This is a genomic window from Nocardia coffeae (genome assembly GCF_019890715.1).
Classification (GTDB): domain Bacteria; phylum Actinomycetota; class Actinomycetes; order Mycobacteriales; family Mycobacteriaceae; genus Nocardia; species Nocardia jiangxiensis.
The window spans coordinates 722,698-741,615 of sequence record NZ_JAINZY010000002.1 but is presented as its reverse complement, the minus strand read 5'-3'; the positions used below and the strand labels follow the sequence as shown (position 1 = coordinate 741,615).

The 18,918-nt window shown below is 67.5% G+C and carries 15 protein-coding genes; 6 read left to right on the top strand and 9 right to left on the bottom strand.

Annotated elements, in window-relative coordinates; genetic code table 11:
* From K7711_RS12520 to K7711_RS12510, 3 genes are read left to right on the top strand one after another with little or no spacing between them, the layout of a single operon-like run.
* Positions 1–1,815: a PucR family transcriptional regulator gene (locus K7711_RS12520; RefSeq protein WP_222968785.1), complete on the top strand. Its 1,815-nt coding sequence runs from the start codon at positions 1–3 to the stop codon at positions 1,813–1,815.
* Positions 1,812–2,528 carry an SDR family oxidoreductase gene (locus K7711_RS12515; protein ID WP_222968783.1) on the top strand — a complete coding sequence of 239 codons (717 nt, stop codon included), beginning with the start codon at positions 1,812–1,814 and terminating at the stop codon, positions 2,526–2,528. The genes K7711_RS12520 and K7711_RS12515 overlap by 4 nt, the downstream gene beginning before the upstream one ends.
* Entirely contained in the window at positions 2,528–3,520 is a 993-nt protein-coding gene (locus K7711_RS12510; protein WP_222968781.1) for an NADPH:quinone oxidoreductase family protein, read from the top strand. Before K7711_RS12515 ends, K7711_RS12510 begins: the two co-directional genes overlap by 1 nt.
* Positions 3,521–3,738: 218 nt before the next feature.
* Here the strand turns inward: K7711_RS12510 and K7711_RS12505 are convergent, their stop codons facing one another.
* On the bottom strand, positions 3,739–4,527 hold the full coding sequence (locus K7711_RS12505; RefSeq protein WP_222968779.1) for an SDR family NAD(P)-dependent oxidoreductase: 789 nt from the start codon (positions 4,525–4,527) through the stop codon (positions 3,739–3,741).
* A gap of 123 nt (positions 4,528–4,650) precedes the next feature.
* On the opposite strand from K7711_RS12505, the gene K7711_RS12500 reads away from it, so the two are divergent.
* Positions 4,651–5,718: a phosphotransferase family protein gene (locus tag K7711_RS12500; protein WP_222968776.1), complete on the top strand. Its 1,068-nt coding sequence runs from the start codon at positions 4,651–4,653 to the stop codon at positions 5,716–5,718.
* 29 nt (positions 5,719–5,747) lie between these two features.
* Here K7711_RS12500 and K7711_RS12495 read toward each other — a convergent pair whose 3' ends face one another.
* Positions 5,748–6,200, bottom strand: a complete 453-nt coding sequence (locus K7711_RS12495) for a MaoC family dehydratase (protein WP_222968774.1) — start codon at positions 6,198–6,200, stop codon at positions 5,748–5,750.
* Between the two features lie 152 nt (positions 6,201–6,352).
* Between K7711_RS12495 and K7711_RS12490 the strand changes: the two genes are divergently transcribed.
* Together K7711_RS12490 and K7711_RS48905 are read left to right on the top strand one after the other, a co-directional pair.
* Complete coding sequence (locus tag K7711_RS12490; protein ID WP_222968772.1) at positions 6,353–7,609, top strand: acyl-CoA dehydrogenase family protein; 1,257 nt, start codon at positions 6,353–6,355, stop codon at positions 7,607–7,609.
* Positions 7,606–8,793, top strand: a complete 1,188-nt coding sequence (locus K7711_RS48905; RefSeq protein WP_222968770.1) for a helix-turn-helix transcriptional regulator — start codon at positions 7,606–7,608, stop codon at positions 8,791–8,793. Before K7711_RS12490 ends, K7711_RS48905 begins: the two co-directional genes overlap by 4 nt.
* On the opposite strand, the gene K7711_RS12480 is transcribed toward K7711_RS48905, so the two are convergent.
* The 7 genes from K7711_RS12480 to car form a co-directional block, all read right to left on the bottom strand.
* The gene (locus K7711_RS12480; RefSeq protein WP_222968768.1) at positions 8,772–9,464 is read right to left on the bottom strand and encodes an ABC transporter ATP-binding protein; all 693 of its coding nucleotides are present in this window, start codon (positions 9,462–9,464) and stop codon (positions 8,772–8,774) included. The two genes, K7711_RS48905 and K7711_RS12480, sit on opposite strands and share 22 nt — an antisense overlap.
* Complete coding sequence (locus tag K7711_RS12475) at positions 9,461–10,162, bottom strand: ABC transporter ATP-binding protein (RefSeq protein ID WP_222969348.1); 702 nt, start codon at positions 10,160–10,162, stop codon at positions 9,461–9,463. The genes K7711_RS12480 and K7711_RS12475 overlap by 4 nt, the downstream gene beginning before the upstream one ends.
* A complete protein-coding gene (locus K7711_RS12470; RefSeq protein ID WP_222968766.1) occupies positions 10,159–11,214 on the bottom strand; it encodes a branched-chain amino acid ABC transporter permease in 1,056 nt (351 codons plus the stop codon). Before K7711_RS12470 ends, K7711_RS12475 begins: the two co-directional genes overlap by 4 nt.
* Positions 11,211–12,068 (bottom strand): branched-chain amino acid ABC transporter permease, encoded by an 858-nt coding sequence (locus tag K7711_RS12465; RefSeq protein WP_222968764.1) that lies wholly within the window; start codon positions 12,066–12,068, stop codon positions 11,211–11,213. Before K7711_RS12465 ends, K7711_RS12470 begins: the two co-directional genes overlap by 4 nt.
* A gap of 37 nt (positions 12,069–12,105) precedes the next feature.
* Positions 12,106–13,317 carry an ABC transporter substrate-binding protein gene (locus K7711_RS12460; protein ID WP_222968761.1) on the bottom strand — a complete coding sequence of 404 codons (1,212 nt, stop codon included), beginning with the start codon at positions 13,315–13,317 and terminating at the stop codon, positions 12,106–12,108.
* A gap of 161 nt (positions 13,318–13,478) precedes the next feature.
* On the bottom strand, positions 13,479–15,161 hold the full coding sequence (locus K7711_RS12455; protein WP_222968759.1) for an AMP-binding protein: 1,683 nt from the start codon (positions 15,159–15,161) through the stop codon (positions 13,479–13,481).
* Positions 15,162–15,350: 189 nt separating this feature from the next.
* On the bottom strand, positions 15,351–18,896 hold the full coding sequence (car, locus tag K7711_RS12450) for a carboxylic acid reductase (protein WP_222968757.1): 3,546 nt from the start codon (positions 18,894–18,896) through the stop codon (positions 15,351–15,353).
* Positions 18,897–18,918 lie beyond the last annotated feature (22 nt).

Genomic DNA, 18,918 nt, shown 5'->3' with positions numbered 1-18,918 from the left:
ATGAGCGCCGCCACACTTCCGGCAGCAGCCCGCATGCTTGCCGAATTGCTCACGCGCACAGCCGCCGCGACCGGGTTCCGTGCAGCACGGATTCTGCTCGCGACGTCCGCCACCGCGGCCGACGGCTCCATCGCGCGCGCCGGTATCGTCCCCGTGCGCCGCGACGACCCGCTGGTCCGGCTCGCCCAGGCCGCGGCCCGCCCGGTGCCCTTCCCCGTCGCGCAACTGTCCGACACCGCACTGGCCGGAATCGGTTCGACTGCGGTGACGCTCCTGCTGCTGGCCTCGAATTCCGCTGCACCGCAACCGGTCCGCGACGCCGGTGAGGTCCGCGTCCTTGCCCTCATCGACCCTCTTCCCGGCAGCGAGCACCCCGCACCGGCGGCCGCCCGAATTCCGATCGAGTTCCTCGACTCCGCTGTCGACGCGGTGCTGGAGTCGGTGGCCGCCCGACACCGTCACGACGAACTCGAGCACGCCTGCCGTCTGGCCACGGCCAGAATCGAGGCGGAGCACCGCTTGGACGCCGCCGACGGCGCCACCGACACGATGGCGGCCCTGGTGCGGCTCTGCGCGCAGATCAGCGGAAAACCCGTGCTGCTGTGCGATTCTCGCGGCCGGGTGGTGACCGCGGCGGGTTACAGCACGCGAGTCGCACTCCCCGATCCGGCCGCGATCCTGCGCGCACACGGCCCGGCACATCCGCGCCGAGGTGTCCCCACCATGGTTCCCACCGGGCCGAACAGCACACTGACCAGGCGAAAGTTGTTGGCGCCCATAGTCGAACGCGACAGCCATTTCGGTTGGCTCGTCCTGGACGAGTATCCGGCCGGTTTCGCCGACCTCGACCAGCACATCCTCACCCGCACCGCCAGACGGCTGGGCACGCAGTTCCTGGTGCAGCACCGGATCGCGCGGGTGGCGTGGAACGCGCGCTCCTCGCTCACCCGGCAACTGGTGCGCGGCTCCGGCGCGGCCGAGGATCTGGCCGCCAGCGGCGAATACCTCGGCGTCAATACCCGAGCCCGGCGGGCACTGGTCTACGTCCTGCGTCACCACACGGACACCGGAGATCCGGAACGCGAACTGGCGCAACGGATGGAGCACCTGCTCGACGCCGAGGTGCTCTCCACCCGCGGGTCCGAGGGGATCCTGCTGCTGGTGGAGGCCCAGGACGCGACTCCCCCGGCGGCCACCCTGACTCGGGTGAAAACTGCTCTGGCCCAGGCCGCCACGGAATTGCGCATCGATCCCGGACTGATCGCCGGGGTGTCCGGCGTGTGCGAACCGTCGGCGCTGGCGCGGGCCTACCGCGAGGCGCGGGAAGTGGCGCAGTGCATCGATCGGTTCAGCGAGCACGACCGGCACCGCATCCTCGCGGTCGACGATCTCGGCCCGGCCCGGCTGTTCCTGGCGAACGGGCAGGTCGGGGCGATCCACCAATTCGTCGAGGACACCCTCGGCCCGCTGCTGCGCGACGAGGCCGCCGGCCCCGAACTGCTCCGCACACTCGACTACTGGTTCGGCAACGGTCGCAGTATCCGGGGCACCGCCGCCGAACTGGGCGTGCACGAGAACACGGTGCGACTGCGACTGGCCAAGGTACACACCATGACCGGACTCGACGTCGCCGGTCACCCCGCCGACCAACTCAGCGTGCACACCGCGTTGCTCGTGCAGCGACTGCGCGGTAGCACCGCCGGCGCACAGCCGCGCGCCGCCGTGACGAGCGCGCACACCGGCTACGCAACAGATCGCCCGGCCGACGGCCTCCTGGCAGCCGCGGCGAGCACGGAGGAACGGAGAACCGCGTGAGACAACTCAAGGCACTGGTCACCGGAGCCGGTCGGGAAGGCGGGATCGGCCGCGCCATCGCCGACCGGCTCGAATCCGACGGCATCGAGGTGGTCACGCTCGACCGCGAACCGGGCTGCACCTACTGCCTCGACATCGCCCACGACGAGCTACCCGATCTCTCCGATATCGACGTCTACATCGGAAATGCGGGAATCACGACAACTTTCGGTGCAGCGCACACCATGCCGCTGGAGAGGTGGCAGCGGGACATGGACATCAACCTGACCGGAACCTTCCGCGTCCTGCAACCCTGCCTGGCCGGTATGCGCGAGCGCGAATTCGGCCGGATCGTCATCATCGCCAGCACCTCGTCCCTGACGGGCATGCCCGCACAGGTCTCCTACAGCGCCTCCAAAGCGGGACTGCTGGGCATGGTGCGAACCGTTGCGGCGGAGAACGTTTCGCGCGGCATCACCGCCAATGCCGTACTTCCCGGAATGACCGCGAGCTCGGGCATCCTGTCGATGCCTCGCGACATCCAGGACGCCTGGCTCGATTCGCTGCCCAACGGTTTCGTGGACCCTGCCGATATCGCCGATGCGGTCGCGTTCCTGGCCAACCCGCGCGCCCGCAGCGTCACCGGGCAGTTCCTCACCGTCGACTGCGGCGACGCACTCAACACCCGGACGGTCACCTCCTCGGTGGTCAAGACGCACGGAGCCCAACGCTGATGCGCGCGTTCGTATTACACGAGACCTCCGGCCCCGACGCCGGTCGAATCGGGACACTGCCCGAACCCACCGGCGCACACGACTGGTCGGGCGGGCGGCGGCTGCTGATCGAGGTGCACGCGACCGGAGTCTCGTTCCCCGATCTCCTGCAGACCCGCGGGCAGTATCAGCACGCGGTCCCCACGCCTTACGCCCCGGGCGGCGAAGTAGCGGGCATCGTGCTCGAAGCGCCCGCCGATTCACATTTGGCTCCCGGTGACCGCGTATCGAGCCTCACGATCTGGGGCGGTATGGCCGAACAGGCGCTCGGCTTGGAGCAGTACACGGTGAAACTGCCGCCGACAATGGATTTCGAGCGCGGCGCGGCGCTGATCCTCAACTATTCCACCGCATGGTTCGCGTTGTACCGGACCGACTTCGCCGCCGGCGACTCCGTCCTTGTGCACGGCGCGGCGGGCGGCGTCGGCACCGCTACCGTGCAGATCGCCGCGGCACTGGGCGCACGGGTTCTCGCCGTGGTGTCCTCGGCGGAAAAAGAACAGGTGGCTCGGCAGGCCGGTGCCGCACACGTGCTGCGATCCGGCGAGGACTGGCTCACAGCGGTGCGTGAAGTGACCGATGGGCGCGGGGTGCGAATCGTGGTCGATCCGGTCGGCGGCGACCGGTTCACCGATTCGCTACGGGCCTTGGACGTCGGCGGCAGGCTGGCCGTCGTCGGATTCACCGCGGGCGAGATCCCGACGGTCAAGGTGAACCGGTTGCTGCTGCGGGATCTGGCCGTCGTCGGGGTCGCGCTCGCGCCGTACGTCGCACGGTATCCCGAAGTCGCCGAACGCATGACCCGCGAACTCGAAGCACTCGCCGCGGACGGAGGCATCGATCCGGTAGTCGGCGACGTCCTGCCGCTGGCCGAGGGCACCCGGGCACTGCGCATCCTCGAGGAGCGTTCAGCGCTGGGCAAGGTCGTCGTTCGGGTGCGGGATACCGAGTAGACCGGCGATCACGGTCCGCGTTCAGGGCGCCTCGTTTACCGAGGCGCCCTGCCCGACCGTGTCCGAGTTGAGCGGCTTCGTGCGGACGAGGGCGGCGAGACTGCCCACCAGCGAGTGCGCGTGCGCGGCGCATTGCAGCCGACCAGCGGACGAGGCTCACAGTGCCCCGGTGCTCGACTGCGAGCACCCACGCACCCACGCACTGTGGGCTGTGGTCGTCAGTTCACCAGCACTCCGCCGTCGACAGGCAGGCTCACCCCGGTGACGTAGGCGGCGGCATCGCTGGCCAGGAAAACCGCCACAGCGGCAACGTCTTCCGGGTCGCCGATGCGGCCGATCGGGATGCGTGCGGCGATGATCTTGCGCTTGTAGTTCTCGCTGTAGTGCGCCGTGGCCTCGGACGGGAAGACGCCCGGCAGGATCGCGTTCACCCGAATTCCCTTGGGGCCCAATTGCGCTGCGAGATCTCTGGTCATGCCCAGCACGGCCGATTTACTGGCGCTGTAGGCGGCCGCGGGCATCTTGGCGGTGGTCAGCGCCATCACGCTGGAGATGTTGACGATCGAACCGCCGGCCGGCATCTCCCGCACCGCGGCCTGGGTCATCCAGTAGGTCCCGTGCAGATTCACCTCGACCGTCGCGCGGAAGTGCTCGGGCGGATCGACGGCCACCTCGTGGTACTCCCCGCCGGTTCCGGCATTGTTGACCAGCACATCCACTCGGGCGAACCGTTCCACCGCGGCGGCGATCACTCGGTCGCAGTCCTCGATCCGGGTCACGTCACCCGCGACCGCGAGCACGTTCGGGTTGTGCGCGCGCACCGCTTCGGCAGTGGCCGCGAGGGCCTCGGCGCGGCGGGCCACGACCACCACATCCGCGCCTGCCTGCGCCATGGCCAGCGCGTGGGCCACGCCCAGACCCGAGGACGCGCCGGTGACCACCGCGACCTTTCCGGCCAGTGAGAAGCGTTCGGCCACAGTATGTCCGGAGGATTGGTTCGCTGTCATGGGCGAGCTGTACCACGCGCCCCGCGAGTGCTGGAACAGCACGATCCGGCGGCACTGTGGATACCTCCACCACGTCGGATCCAGGTCCTTGTCCCGCCGACCGCGCTGACCGACAGTGACATCGTGACAGATTTCGATGTGCGATCCCTGACCGCCCGCGCGAGTGCGGAAGCCGGACGCCGCTGGCCCGGGGCCTACGTCTCGGACCCGGAACCGCTGCCCGGCGGGGTATCGAGCCTGACCTACCGCGCGCTGCTGCACCGGCCGAGCGACGCGGATCTGCCGATCGTGGTCAAGATGGCTCCGCCCGGCCTGACACCGGTCCGCAATCGGGACGTCCTGCGGCAGGCGCGCATCCTGCGCGCTCTGGGTGCGGCCGAGGGAGTTCCGGTGCCGGAGATCGTGTTCGAGGATCCCGGCGATCCGAACGATCTCGACACTCCCCCGCTGTTCGCGATGACACTGGTTCCGGGACAGTCCTACGAACCGCTGCTGGACGTCGCCGCGAATCCGCCGACCGCGGCCGAGATCGGCATCCGCGCGGTGGCCGCGGCCCGCGCGCTGGCCCGCATGCAGAACATCGATCCGGCCGCGCTCGTCACGGACACCGAGACGCCCGTTCTGCTGGCGGAGGAGCTGGATCGGTGGCAGCGACTGCTCGGCACTGTCGACGACGACATCGCCCCCGGCCACGCGGATCTGCACACCGCACTGATACGCCGGATGCCCCGGCCCGTGCGGCCGACGCTGGTGCACGGCGACTACCGGCTGGCCAACATGCTGTTCGCAGGGGACACACTCACCGCGATCATCGACTGGGAGATCTGGTCGATCGGCGATCCGCGCGCCGATCTGGCGTGGCTGCTCATGCACACCGACCCGGTGCACCGGTTCCGCACCACCCGCCCGGACGCCGATATCGCGGCGGGACAAGGAATGCCGAGTGCCGAGGCTCTGCTCGCGGCCTATCGGGAAGTACGCGCGGCCCCGATGCCCGACATCGACTGGTTCCTGGCCTACTGCCTCTACAAGACCGCTTCCACACTCGCGGTGCTGATCAAACGCAACCGCAGACGGCCCGATCCCGACCCCACACTCGAGGTGGCCGCGGGCGGTCTGGCCGAAGTCATCGCACGCGGCCGGGACATCCTGGCGGGGGCCGAACAACAATCACTGCCCGCGCGGCAGTGACTACCCGAGCGTATTGTGTCGAACCTCGATCAGTGGAAGTACGCGACGATCGAATCGGCGACGCACGCCGGTGTGGACTCCCCCTCGATCTCGAACCTCTCACGGATCGTGCACCGCATCCCGCCCTCGATCGGCCGGGCCTCGACGAGCGTCGCGATCATCCGCACTCGCGCACCGGTCTTGACCGGACTGAGAAACCGCACCTTCTCGAATCCGTAGTTCAGGCCCAGGGAATGACCGCGCAGCTCGTAGAGCTGGTAAAGGAACTTCGGGCCCAGCGACAGCGTGTACAGACCGTGCGCGATGGTTCCGCCGAGCCCGGCCTGACGCCCACGCTCCGGGTCGAGGTGGATGTCCTCGAAATCGTCGGTGGCGTGGGCGAAGGCGGTGATCCGCTCCTGGGTGATCTCGTGCCACTCGGTGGTGCCGAGCTCGGAGCCCACCCGCGCGACCAGTTCATCGATACCGTTCAACGTCAGCATGAGCGCAGGCAACCATCCGGCGCGCCGGGCGTCACGCCGATGCCGGACCGGCACTGGAGCAATCGACAGTGCCGCCGCGGCGGCGGATGGGCCCGGAACGGCCTGCGGCCCTACCTTCCGGTCGACAGCAACGACCCGAGAGGAATCCGCTCATGGATTGGTCCATCCCCGATGACGTCCAGCGCTTCGTCGTCGATCTCGACGCGTTCATCGACCGGGACATCACTCCGTTCGAGACCGAGTACCCGCAGTATTTCGATCATCGCCGCGAATACGCGCGCACCGATTGGGAGCGTGACGGTTTCCCCAAGCAGCAGTGGCGCGAGTTGCTGCTGGAGATCCGCCGACGCGCGGACGCGGCGGGCTTCTTCCGTTTCCCGCTGCCCAAGGCGCTCGGTGGCCAGGACGGATCCAACCTCGCGATGGCGGTCATCCGCGAACACCTGCTGACCCGCGGTTCGGGAGCGCACTTCCCGCACGCCGACGAAGCGTCGGTGATCGCCAATCTGCCGCTGGCGCTCGTCCTGCACGAGTACGGCACCGACGAGCAGCGCGAGCACTATCTCGAACCGCTCATCCGCGGCGATATCGACATCGCCTTCGGGCTCACCGAACCCGGCCACGGCAGTGCGGCCACCTACCTGGAGACCACCGCTCGCCGCGACGGCGACGACTGGATCATCAACGGCACCAAGCGTTTCAACAGTCTGGTCGACTGCTCCGCCGTCGACGTCGTGTTCGCCCGGACCTCGGGCACCACCGGCAAGGCCGACGGCATCACCGCCTTCCTGGTGCCCACCGACGCGCCGGGATTCTCGATTCCGTTCAACCACTGGACGTTCAACATGCCCAGCGACCATTCCGAGGTCCAGCTCGACGACGTCCGGGTGCCGGGCACGGCGGTGCTGGGCGAACTGGGACGCGGCCTGGACTGCGCGCAACTGTTCGTGCACGAGAACCGCATCCGCCAGGCCGCGTCGTCGCTCGGCGCGGCGCAGTACTGCATCGACCGCAGTGTCGAATATGCCCAGGAGCGCGTCGTTTTCGGCAAATCGCTGCACGAGCACCAGGGCGTGCAGTGGCAGTTGGTGGAGTTGCAGACCGACGCCGAGCTGATCCGCAACACGCTGTACAAGACCGCGGCGATGATGGACGAGCTGGGCAAGACAGCCGTCACCGACAAGGTGGCGATGGTCAACATGCGTGCCAACCAACTGGCCTGCCGGGCCGCGGACCGCGCCATCCAGATCCACGGCGGCGTCGGCTACACCCGCCACAAGCAGTTCGAGCACCTGTACCGGCACCACCGCCGCTACCGGATCACCGAGGGCACCGACGAACTCCAGTTGCGCCGAATCGCGAGCACCATGTTCGACTTCGGCGCGCGACGCGGTCGACCGTCCGCGTGAACGGGCGCGACACTCCGGTCCACGGCGGGGCGAAACATGTCGAGCTGTACTGGAAAGCGGTCTCCGCACTGCGCTCGGCACGGGAGGCGCTCGGGGATCCCGGACGCCGGACGCCGGGCCCGGTGCCGGACCTGGAATCCATCGAAACCGAACTCGCCGCCACACAGCAGCGCCTCCGGGAATACTTCACCGGCCCGGACACCGTGCCGGACGGACAACGCCTGGTGGCGATCGGTCGCGGACTGGCCCAGATCTCCGATGTCCGATACGAGATCCGCGGCCACCTCCTCGGCGAGCGATTGCGGCGAATCGAGCAGCTCGACGCCGCGATCGCCGTGCTGCACCGGGAACGGACCACCGCGGGCCTGCTCGAGCGGGTCTGCCCGGTCGTGGCCGACTACTGCGAATTCGACCGCGTACTGCTGTCGCGGGTGGATCGCTCGACCTGGCAGCCCTGGCGCTCGTACGCCAGGGTCGCCCGCGACACCGAGGAGCGGTTCCGGATGTGGCTGCGGACCGCGCCGCAGATCCGGCTCCGGCATCTCATGCCCGAAGCCGATATCGCGCGCCGGGGTCGCGCGGCACTGATCAACGCCGCCGACCCGCTCGCGGGGGTTCCGCACGAGCTGATGGCCGCCGCGAGCTTGACCACCTATGTCGCTGTGCCGCTCACCGCGGGCACTCGGGTGATCGGGTTTCTGCACGCCGATCGTGCCGACCGCGATGTCGTCGCCACCGACCGCGATGTACTGGCCTCCTTCGTGGGCCGGTTCGATCGACTCTTCGAACACGTCGCACTGGTGGAACGGCTCGCGAGCCGGCGCGACCTGCTCCGGGACTCGATGCGCGCCACGCAGACCCTGCTCGACGAGTACGGCGAAGCCGATATCGAGCTGGATTCCATTGTGTCCGAAGGCACTTCGACAGATGCACCGGCCTCGCGCCCCGAGCACGACGAACTGTCGTCGCTGACCGCCCGGGAGCGCGAGGTGCTGGCACTACTGGCCACCGGCGCCACCAACGCCCGCATCGCCGACACCTTGGTGATCACCGGGGAGACGGTGAAGTTCCATGTGAAAGGCATTCTGCGCAAGCTGCGAGTGGAGAACCGAGCCGAGGCCGCCACCCTGTACCTGCGCCTGACCATCGGCGCGCCGCGCGGTCAGAGTGCGATCAACTCCTGAACCTCGCGCTTGTCCAGGTCCGCCACCGCGCCGCCGCCCACCAACTCGCCCTTGCGCAGGGCGATGAAACGCTCGGCCGTCTGCTTGATCATGCCGATATGTTGTTCCACCAGCAGCAGGGCGGTGCCCGCGGCGCGGATTCTGCGCAACGCCTCGGTCAGCTCGTCGATGACCACCGGCGCCAGGCCCTCGGTCGGCTCGTCGAGCATCAGCAGCCGCGGTTCGGCCAGCAGCGCCCTGGCGATGGCCAGCATCTGCTGCTCACCGCCGCTCAGGGCGGTGCCGGGCCGATTGCGGCCGCGCTCCAGATTGGGGAACAGCTCGAAGACCTTCTCCACCGTCCACTGCCCGGTGCGGCGCGAGGCCCGGCCGAGGCGGATGTTCTCCTCCACGGTCAGATTGCCGAAGATCCGTTTGCCCTGCGGCACCAGGCTGACCCCGCGCGCGGCCGGATCGTAGGCGCGCCGGCCGATCGGCCTGCCGTCGATACTGATCCGTCCAGTCACCGTGGGCACACCGAAAATCGACAGCAGCGCAGTGGTTTTGCCCGCTCCGTTGCGCCCGACCAGGCCGACCGTCTCGCCCTCCTCGATCGCGAAGGACACCTCCCGCAGCACCACCGCACCCTGATAGGACGCACCGACACCGTCGAATTCCAGTAGCGTACTCATGCCGCGCTCCCCAGGTAGGCGCGGACCACGGCCGGGTCCGCGCGGACGTCGGCGGGCGCGCCGGAGGCGAGCACCTGCCCGAGATTCAGCACCGTGATCCGGTCGCAGGTGCGGAAGACGCCGTCGACATCGTGTTCCACCAGCAGTGCGGCGACCCCGCGCTGCTGACACAGTTCCCGCAGGTGAGCCAGCATCCGGACCGATTCGTCGGCCACCAGGCCCGCGCACGGCTCGTCCAGCAGCACCACCTTCGGATCACCGATCAGCGCCAGCGCCAGATCCACCGAACGCTGTGTGCCGTAGGCGATTTCGCCGCAGACCGTATCCAGAACCGGGCCGAGGCCCAGCGCCTCGATCACCCCGTCCAGATCCGATTCGCCCTGCCGCCGGGCCACCATCTCGAGTTGCGCGCGCACGGTCATCGACGGAAACACGCTGGTGCGCTGGAACGACCGGGCGACACCGCGATGCCGCCGCCAGCCGGGCGACCGCGCGGTGATGTCGGCGCCCTGGAACCACACCTGCCCGCCCGAGACCTTGGTGCGCCCGGACAGCGCGTCGATGAAGGTCGACTTGCCCGCGCCGTTGGGCCCGATGACCCCGTGCACGACACCGGGTTCCAGCTCGATGTGCACGTCGGTGAGCGCCTCGACCGCACCGTAGCGGACGCTCACGCCGCGTCCCTCGAACAACGTCATTTCTCGTTCTCCTTCCGGCGCAAGCGCATTCGCCCCCACAACCGCTGTGCACTGCCGACGATGCCGCCGGGCAGGAACATCAGCACCAGGATCAGCGCGATGCCGATGTAGAGGTGCAGATTGCCGGAGCTGTTGAACGTCGCCTGCGCCCAGACGTAGAGGAATCCACCGAGCACGGGCCCGCCGAGCGTGCTCGCACCGCCCACGATCGTCGCGGTCAGCGAATCGCCCGCTTCGAGGAAGCCGAGCACTTCCGGGGAGACGTAGGCGGCGTTGATCGCGAACAGCACCCCGGCCAGTGCCGCGACGAAACCCGATGCCACGAAGGCGATCAGCCGCGGCCGGTAGGTGTCGAATCCGGAGAATCGCATCCGTTCCTCGTTCTCCCGGATTCCTTCCAGCAGCGTCCCGAAGGAGGTGCGGCCCACCACCCACATCCCGAAAACGACCAGTACCAACACGATCCACGCCACCGGCCAGAACAAGCCCGCGTTCATCACCTCCGAACCACTCAGGCCCAGGAAATTCGTCCCGGGCGGGAACGGCGCCTGCAGGCCGTCGAACGCACCGGTGTAGGGGATGGCGAAACGCTGGATGCACAGCGCGTACAGAGCCTGCCCGAAGGCCAGGGTCAGCATCAGGAAACCCATACCGGTGGCCCGAACCACCAACGCCCCCATCACTATCGCGAGCACGGTGCCCACCAGCAGACCGAATCCGGCAGCGGCGAGCGGGGTGATCTGCCACCGGGTGATCGCGATGGCGTAACCGTAGGCAGCACCGCCGAAGAAGGCGACATGCCCCAGGCTGATCAAGCCGAGATGCCGGGCCAGGAACCCGATCGACAGCGCGAGCATCGACAGGATCAGCCCGTCGAACAGCAGGGTGATGTAGTAGCGGTCGAGCACGATGTAGGGCACGGCGAGCCCGGCGGCGAGCACGACCACGGCAACGAGTGCGCCGCGCGGGATCCGTTTGCGGACCAGTGCTCTGCCGATTCGGTTGCCGTGCAACGCTTTCGGCTCTTGCTTGGCCACGATGGTGGCGTTCATGCGCGGACTCGCTTTCCGGCCAGCCCGGCCGGCCGCCACAGCAGCACGACCGCCAGCGCGATATAGGGAACCAGAACCGACAGGCTCGGATTCCAGACCGAGCCGAGGGTCTGGACGATGCCCAGTCCCATCCCGGCGACCATCGCGCCGCCGATACTGCCGGCCCCGCCGACGACCACGACGATGAGCACCGTGATCAGGATATTGACGCCCATTTCCGGATAGACCGAGAAGTACGGCGCCGCAAGGGCTCCGGACAGTCCGGCCAGTGCGCACCCGAGGCACACCACGATGAGGCTGACCCGGTCGACATTGATGCCGAGGATGCCCGCGGTCTGCACGTCCTGGCTCGCGGCGCGGATGTGCAGACCGGTGCGGCTCGACCGGATCCACAGCACCAGGCCGACGGCCAGCACCAGCGCGACCACGATGATGAACAACCGATAGCTCGGATACTCGAACCCGGCGATCGAGGTGGTGCCCGACAGCAGCGCCGGCGCCTGCACCGACAACGTGCGCTCACCCCAGATCAGTACGATCACCCGTTCCAGCACCATGGCCACGCCGAAGGTCACCAATCCGGTCTCGATGTGCGACCTGTTCTGCAGCCGCCGGAAGAAGGCCAGCTCCAGCACCACACCGAGGACGGCCAGCACGACCGGCGCGAGAATCAGTGCCGCCCAGAAGTTCACGTGCTGCGCCGCACTGTAAGCGACATAGGCGCCTGCCATGTAGAGCGAGCCGTGCGAGAAGTTGGTGACCCCGCGCAGCCCGAAGATCATGGCCAGGCCCGAACTCAGGATCATCAGCAGCGCGCCGAGCGCGATCCCGTTCAACACCTGCGCGAGACTCATGACGGCCTCCGCTGCGGTGTTCGGCGGTGGCGGGCGCTCACAGCTTGCACTCCGGACTCACCGGCGGAGTGATCGCGGCGCCGGGCGCCTCGGCGACCTTCTCGAAAGCCAGGTGACCGCCGTTGTCGACGACCTTGCCGACATAGGACGGACGGATCAGCTGGTGGTCACCGCCGCGCACCGTGACCGGGCCGACGATGCTGTCGAAGGACAGATCCTGCAATGCTTTTCGGACCGCGGCCGGATCATCGGTGCCCGCCTTCCGGATTCCCGCGAACAGCATCTGCGCGGCCAGGTAGCTGTCGGCTTCGACGTAGTACGGCTTGGCTCCGGCGTGCTTGTCCGCCCATTCCCGGACGAACGCGGTGTTCTTCGGATCGGTCGAGTTCACGTCGTACCCGAGGTTGTTGTAGAACCCGGCGATCTTGTCGCCCAGCGCGGGAAACAGCGGTTCGGAGACCATGTTGAAGCCCAGGACGGTCTTGAACCGCTCGTTGAGCTTGAACTGCTCGGCCTGGTTCACGAAAGCGATTCCGTCGGCGCCGTATTCGACCGCGAACAGGGCATCGGCGTTGCTGGCGACCAGTTTGGAGATGTACGTGCCGAATTCGGTGGTGTTCAGCGGCGCGAACTGCTCGAGCACGACCTGTTTGCCGGCCTTGCGCGCGGCCTCGCGGAAGATGTCCGCCGAGGTGTGGCCGGTGGAGTAGTCCACGGCCTGCACGGCCCAGCGGTCGCCGGGCAGCTGCGCCAGGGTGGCGGCCAGCGCGTTCATATCCATGGTCGTCGACTGCACCGCGCGAAAGGCGTTGGCGTTGCAGTCTTTTCCGGTCAGCGAGTCGTCCTTGCCGAGGCTGTTGAACGACAGCACGTTCAGGCCCTTCAGCTGCGCGTTGAGCGCGCCGTTCTCGGTGGAGGTCATCACTCCCCCGATGAATTTCGCACCGTCCTGGGTGACCGCGGAGCGGGCGGCGCGCAGGGTGGTCGCGGCGGTGGCATCGGTGTCGGCGCGGATCATCTGCACCTTCTTGCCGTTGATCCCGCCCGCCGCGTTCACCTCGTCGACGGCGAATTTCCACGCCTCGGCGGCATCGGAGCCGAATTGTGCCAGCGCCCCGCTCGACGGCGGAATCACCGCCACCTTGATCGCGTCCGAACCGCCGGCGCCACCACTGCCCGGAGCGCCGCACGCCGCCACCGAACCACAGATGACCAGCGCCGTCAGTGCGGGAAGAAGCTTGCTCTGCACAGCCATCCTCTCCTTTCGAGGACCTGCCGCACCGCCGCCCGCCTCAGTAGCCGGGAAGCACAGCGAGTGCGCCAGATCACACAAGAATGGCCTAATCATTGGTCCTATACCACTGCCCGGACGGGTGGATTCCCCACCCCGTTCGGGGAGTGGTTCGGGCCTCAGCCCGCCTTCGGCCGGGCCTTCTCGCGCGCGATCTGCTCGGCGATTCGCGCGCGCAGCACGTGCTTCTGGACCTTGCCGGTGGCGGTGGTGGGCAGGGCGTCCACGATCTCCAGCCGCTCGGGGACCTTCTGGATGGCCAGCCCTTCGCCGAGTAGGTAGGACTTGATGTCGGACAGCGTGATTCGCTCGTGTCCGGGCGCGGGGACCAGATAGCAGCAGACCGTCTCGCCCAGGCGCACGTCGGGCATGCCGACCGCGGCGACGTCGCGGACCGCGGGATGTGCGGTGAGCAGGTCTTCGACCTGGCGGACACTGATGTTGAGGCCACCGCGGATCACGATGTCCTTGGTGCGGCCGGTCACCCGCACGAATCCGTCGGCGTCCAAATGCCCCAGATCGCCCGAGCGCGAGTAGCCGTCGCGGGTGAACAGCGCGGCCGTCTCGACGGGGTTGTCCAGGTAGGCGAGCATGTGCATGGCGCCGCGGTAGGCGATGTCGCCCTCCTGGCCGCGCGGTACCTCCTGACCAGCCTCGTCGACGATGCGCACGGACTGCATCGGCAGTACGCGTCCGTCGGAGGTGACCGATCGCCGAGGGTCGTCGTGGATGGTGCACATGGTGGTGGTGACGTTCTCGGTGCGGCCGTACAGGCTCAGCACCCGCAACCGGGGGAACAATCGGCCCGCCTGCTCCACGAAGCTGCCCGGGATCGGCGACCCGGACGAGCCCCACAGCCGCATACTGCCGATGTCGTGCATCGCCGGGTCGTAGACGTCCATCACCATCTGCAGGAACGTCGTCGCGGTGACCGCCGCCGTGCAGCCGTGTTTCTCGATCTCCGCGATCCCCCGGACCGGATCCCACACCTCCATGACGTGTGAGGCCGCGCCGTGGATCAACGGCAGGATGATGCTGGTGACCAGCCCGGTGGTGTGGGTGATCGGCGACGGCCCGAACTGGACGTCCGCCGAAGAGTAGCCGAAACCCTTTGCCAGCAGACGAGATCCGCACGCGAGAGTGTTGAACGTGTGGATACACCCCTTGGGCCGGGAGGTCGTTCCGCTGCTGTAGACCACGGCGAACGGCTCGTCCGGGCCGACGGCGGGGCCCAGTTCGGCCGCGGCGGCGGCCGGGTCGATATCGACGAACAGCGATTCGAACGTGGTCATCGGCGCGGGAATCGGAGTTTGCCCGGCGCGAACGATGGCTACGCCGTCCAGGGAATCCACCGAATCGAGCAGCTCCCGGTACATCGCGGCGTAGTCGAACTTCCGGAACACCGTGGGCGCGAACGCTATTCGCACACCCGCGTTGCGCAGGATGTAACCGACCTCGTCGGCGCGGTAGATGGGCATGATCGGCACCAGGACCGCCCCGATCCGTGAGAGCGCGACCGCGATGACGGCGAACTCCGCCCAGTTCGGCACCTGCACCGAAACCCGTTCGCCCACACCGATTCCGCGCCGTCGCAACCCGACTGCCAGTTGCAGAGCGCGGTCGCGCAGTTGCGCGAAGGTGAGCCCGTCGGAGGTGTCGTCGCTGAGGAAGATCCGGTCGGGCTGCTGCGCGGCCTGTCGCTCCAGGTAGTCGAAGAAGGTGTCCGGGGCCCATTGCCCGGTGGCGTAGAACTCGCCGATCTGCTCCGTCGTGTACCTGTCGGAAACCGTTGCGAATGCCATGACGTGACTCCCTCTACTGACCTGGGGTAACGCGCCCAGGCTCGAGAAATTACGGCCTCAACAATAGAATGGTATGACCACAATCACAATGTTTCGGCCAGCCCGGCCACGTCGGGCACGCACAAACCAGGCCGTCGGACGCAGTCGACTGCGTCCGACGAGACGGCCCCAGTGATCGGCAGGGAGGACTCAGCCCACCGCTGCTCCCGAGGCGGACTCGAGCAGACCCAACTGCTGTAGATCGGTCACGTACTTGTCGATCAACGGTTCGGTGAGGTGTGGCACATCCTTGCTACCGCCGATCGCGGAATGCACTGCGGTGCTGAACTTTTCCGCGGGCATGGGAGTTTCCGGCATCGGCGGCGCGGGGCGCGCGTAGGCGCTCAGCAGCGGCAGTACGGAGTTCTTGCGCTGATCTTCGGGCAGCTCCTTCAGCGCCGCCTCGAACCTGGACAGCCAGTCGTCGTAATTGTCGATCCGGTCGATCTCGTTGCCCGCCGCGATGAGCCAGTCGACGAACGTGTCCAGGGAGATGCCGTCGTTGTAGGTGTTGAGCACGTTGTACGTGCGGTATTCGTCGGTGACGAAGCCGCCCAGGGTGGTGATCGCATCAGCGGTGAAATCTGCTGGTAGCCCGTCGTAATGGGCGCGCTGGGGGTTGCCGACCGAGTCGAGCTGATAGAAGGACCGCGGCGCGATCCGGGTCGCCACCAGACTCAGCACCAGGCGGGTGAACATATCGGTCACGTTGACCTGACCGGCATAGCGACTGTGCGCCAAGATCATGTCCGACCGGAACACCGCCACCGGCAGCCCGCACAGATCGCGCGCCTCGCGTAACAGCACCTCACCGGCCCATTTGCTGGTCGCATAGCCGCTGGCGTACGAGGTGTCCAGCGAACGGGACGGACTCGCCGCGCGCACATCCACGTCTTCGCCGATGAAACCACCGTCGGGCAGCGCGGTCACCGCGACCGTGGAAATGTAGTCGATCGGCTTGAGCCGCTGGGTGATTGCCAATTTGATGATCTCGGCGGTGCCCACCACGTTCGGGCCGAACAGCTGGCTGTACGGCAGCACGTGATTGACCATCGCGGCCGCGTGCACGATCAGGTCCACCGACCGGGCCAGACGATTCCAGGTGGGGGTGTCGAGGCCGAGATCGGCCGCGCCCACATCGCCGACGAGCACCTCGAGATGCTTGTCGGCCAGAGCACGGAAGCGAGTGGACAACGCGGCATCACCGCTGTCGATCGCGGCCTCGATACGCTGGCGCGCCGCGATCGGATCGGCGCCGCGAGCCAGGCAGATCAGTGTCCCGCCGATCGGCGCCAGCCGTTCGAGCCATTCCAGGCACAAGAATCGGCCCAGATATCCGTTCGCGCCGGTGAGCAGGACGGTGGTCACCGTATCGGTCGGCTCCGGGAGCGTGCGCGCGGAATTCAACGTGTCCGCGTCGATGAATTTATCCAGCGTCAGATCGGCCGCGTATGCGACGTCGGCGCCGCGACCGTGCACCGAGGCGAACGTGGGCCGGGTCGAGGCCGACGTGCGCTCGCCATCGATGTAATCGGCGATGGTGGCCAGTGTCGCGGTGGGACCGACGATCGTCTGCACCGGGACGTCGATGTGATAGATCTGCTCGAGCAGCGAGCCGAAGGAGAAGGCCGAGAGCGAATCGCCGCCGAGCTCGACGAATTCGGCGTCGTCCGGCATGCCCGCCTCGGTGGCCTGCGAGCCGAGCGTCGCGATGGCGGCGCGCCGGACGGTCTCGATCGTCGGGAGTTCCCGGGCGGCAGCGCGCAGCTGATCGATCCGATCCTCTTGCCCCGCAGCGATATCGGCGTACATCGCGGTCAACTGTTCGCCGTAGCGCGCCTTCAGCGCCGGGCGCAACAGCTTGCCGATCCCCGACAGCAAACCGTTCTCGCGACTGAACGGCTCGGACTCCAGCAGGTACGCGCGCGGGACCTCATAGCCGTTGAGGTGATTCTCGGCCGCGATCTGCTGCACCGATTCGGCGATCAGCGTACGTGCGTCGCCGTCGCCGATCGCGTCGCGGTTGGGCACGACCACCGCCAGCAGGAACGACTGTTCGCTGTTGCCGTAGACGAATATCTGCCGGATGTACGGGCTGGCGGCGTAGTCGGCCTCGAGTTTGGACACCGCGACGAACTCGCCCTGCGACAGTTTGATGACGTTGTTGCTGCGGTCGAGATAGACCAGGTGATCGGGCGCGATCTCGGCCATGATGTCGCCGGTCTTGTAGAAGCCGTCCTCGTCGAAGATCTTCGCCGTCAACTCGGGATGCTTGTAATAGCCGGGAATCAGGCTCGTCGATTTCATATACAACTCGCCGCGCGGATGCGGCTCGTCGGCGGTGAAGTATCCGAGGTCGGGAACGTCGACGAGTTTGTAATCGGTCACCGGCGGACGCAGAATCTCCCCGTTGCGCATGATTCCGCCGCCGTTCTCGGTCGAGCCGTAGCCGTCGCTGACCGGACAATCCAGAAACGACTCCATGAACTCGTGCATCTGCTTGGACAACGGTGCGCTGCCGCACATCGCCGACACCACGCGTCCACCGAGAAAGTCTTGCCGCAGTGCGGATTTCACCGCGTCGTCGAGGATGTCGGGGCTGCGCCCGTCGGCCGGGGATTCGTCCAGCTCCCTGCGGTAACGCCGAAAGATCATGTCGCACACCCGTGGAACGAGGTTCAACGCGGTGGGACGCACCAGCCCGATGTCCTCGAACAGGGTGGACATATCGCTCTTGGCGGCGAAGTATCCGATGCCCCCGCAGGACAGTGTGCTGATCAGCCACGCCAGCCCGTACACGTGACTCAGCGGCATGTACTGCAGGTGAATCGCCGGGATCTCGATGCCGATGTCGAGCGTCGGACTGTGTGCGCGTACCCACAGTCGCGCGACCAGGTCGGTGGTGTACATCGCCCCCTTCGGCGCGCCGGTGCTGCCCGAGGTGTAGATCAGGGTGGCCAGCGGGTCCTGGCCCGCCGCAGGGACGAACGCCGGGGCCTCCGGTAGTCCGCGCCCGACATCCAACTCCCGCAGCAGCGGTACGACTTCCAGTGCGCGACCTGCGTCGGCCAGGCGCGCGGTGGCCGACTCGAAACGCTCGCGCTGCACATCGTCATCGCTGAGGTAGTCGAACACCACCAGCCGCTCGATCGAAGGCGCGCCGAGCACCAGGTCGACCGCGATGTCCACCGCTTCGATGCTGACCGCGAAGATCCGCGGCTGCGTCTCGGCGACGATCGGCGCCAGCTGGGCGGCCGTCGCACTGGTCTGCAACGGGACGAACACAGCGCCCAGGCGAATGCAGGCCAGGTCGATCAGCGCGTAGTCCAGGCTGGTGAAGCCCAGTGCGGCAACGAAGTCACCGGCTTCGAAACCGCTGGACCGCCACGAGTTGGCCAGCGCGGTGACACGGTCGCGCAGTTCGCCGTAGGTGATGGTGTCGAAGCCCGGCAGCAACGTCGTGGTCCGGCGTCCGGTGGCCTCGTCCAGCCGCACCTCACGCGCTCGCTGCCCCAACGCCGGTCGGTCGGCGTAGCCGTTCAGGTACTCCTGCACCACTTCCCACAGCCGCAGTCCCGGTTTCTGTGCGGCGTCGGTGACTTCCGATCGTGGTGCTGCGGCCCGAAATTGGGGGTCGGTCGCGTACAGCTGATCGATCCGGTGAATCAGTCGCCGTTCTCGCTCTTCTTCTGCCATGATTCCTTACCTTCCTCGGAGG

What these genes read in the sequence shown, in the direction of transcription:
- K7711_RS12480 (WP_222968768.1), bottom strand. Translation starts at nt 9,464, where the DNA reads ATGAGTACGCTACTGGAATTCGACGGTGTCGGTGCGTCCTATCAGGGT.
- K7711_RS12510 (WP_222968781.1), top strand. Translation starts at nt 2,528, where the DNA reads ATGCGCGCGTTCGTATTACACGAGACCTCCGGCCCCGACGCCGGTCGA.
- K7711_RS12495 (WP_222968774.1), bottom strand. Translation starts at nt 6,200, where the DNA reads ATGCTGACGTTGAACGGTATCGATGAACTGGTCGCGCGGGTGGGCTCC.
- K7711_RS12520 (WP_222968785.1), top strand. Translation starts at nt 1, where the DNA reads ATGAGCGCCGCCACACTTCCGGCAGCAGCCCGCATGCTTGCCGAATTG.
- K7711_RS12465 (WP_222968764.1), bottom strand. Translation starts at nt 12,068, where the DNA reads ATGAGTCTCGCGCAGGTGTTGAACGGGATCGCGCTCGGCGCGCTGCTG.
- car (WP_222968757.1), bottom strand. Translation starts at nt 18,896, where the DNA reads ATGGCAGAAGAAGAGCGAGAACGGCGACTGATTCACCGGATCGATCAG.
- K7711_RS12470 (WP_222968766.1), bottom strand. Translation starts at nt 11,214, where the DNA reads ATGAACGCCACCATCGTGGCCAAGCAAGAGCCGAAAGCGTTGCACGGC.
- K7711_RS12490 (WP_222968772.1), top strand. Translation starts at nt 6,353, where the DNA reads ATGGATTGGTCCATCCCCGATGACGTCCAGCGCTTCGTCGTCGATCTC.
- K7711_RS12475 (WP_222969348.1), bottom strand. Translation starts at nt 10,162, where the DNA reads ATGACGTTGTTCGAGGGACGCGGCGTGAGCGTCCGCTACGGTGCGGTC.
- K7711_RS12455 (WP_222968759.1), bottom strand. Translation starts at nt 15,161, where the DNA reads ATGGCATTCGCAACGGTTTCCGACAGGTACACGACGGAGCAGATCGGC.
- K7711_RS12505 (WP_222968779.1), bottom strand. Translation starts at nt 4,527, where the DNA reads ATGACAGCGAACCAATCCTCCGGACATACTGTGGCCGAACGCTTCTCA.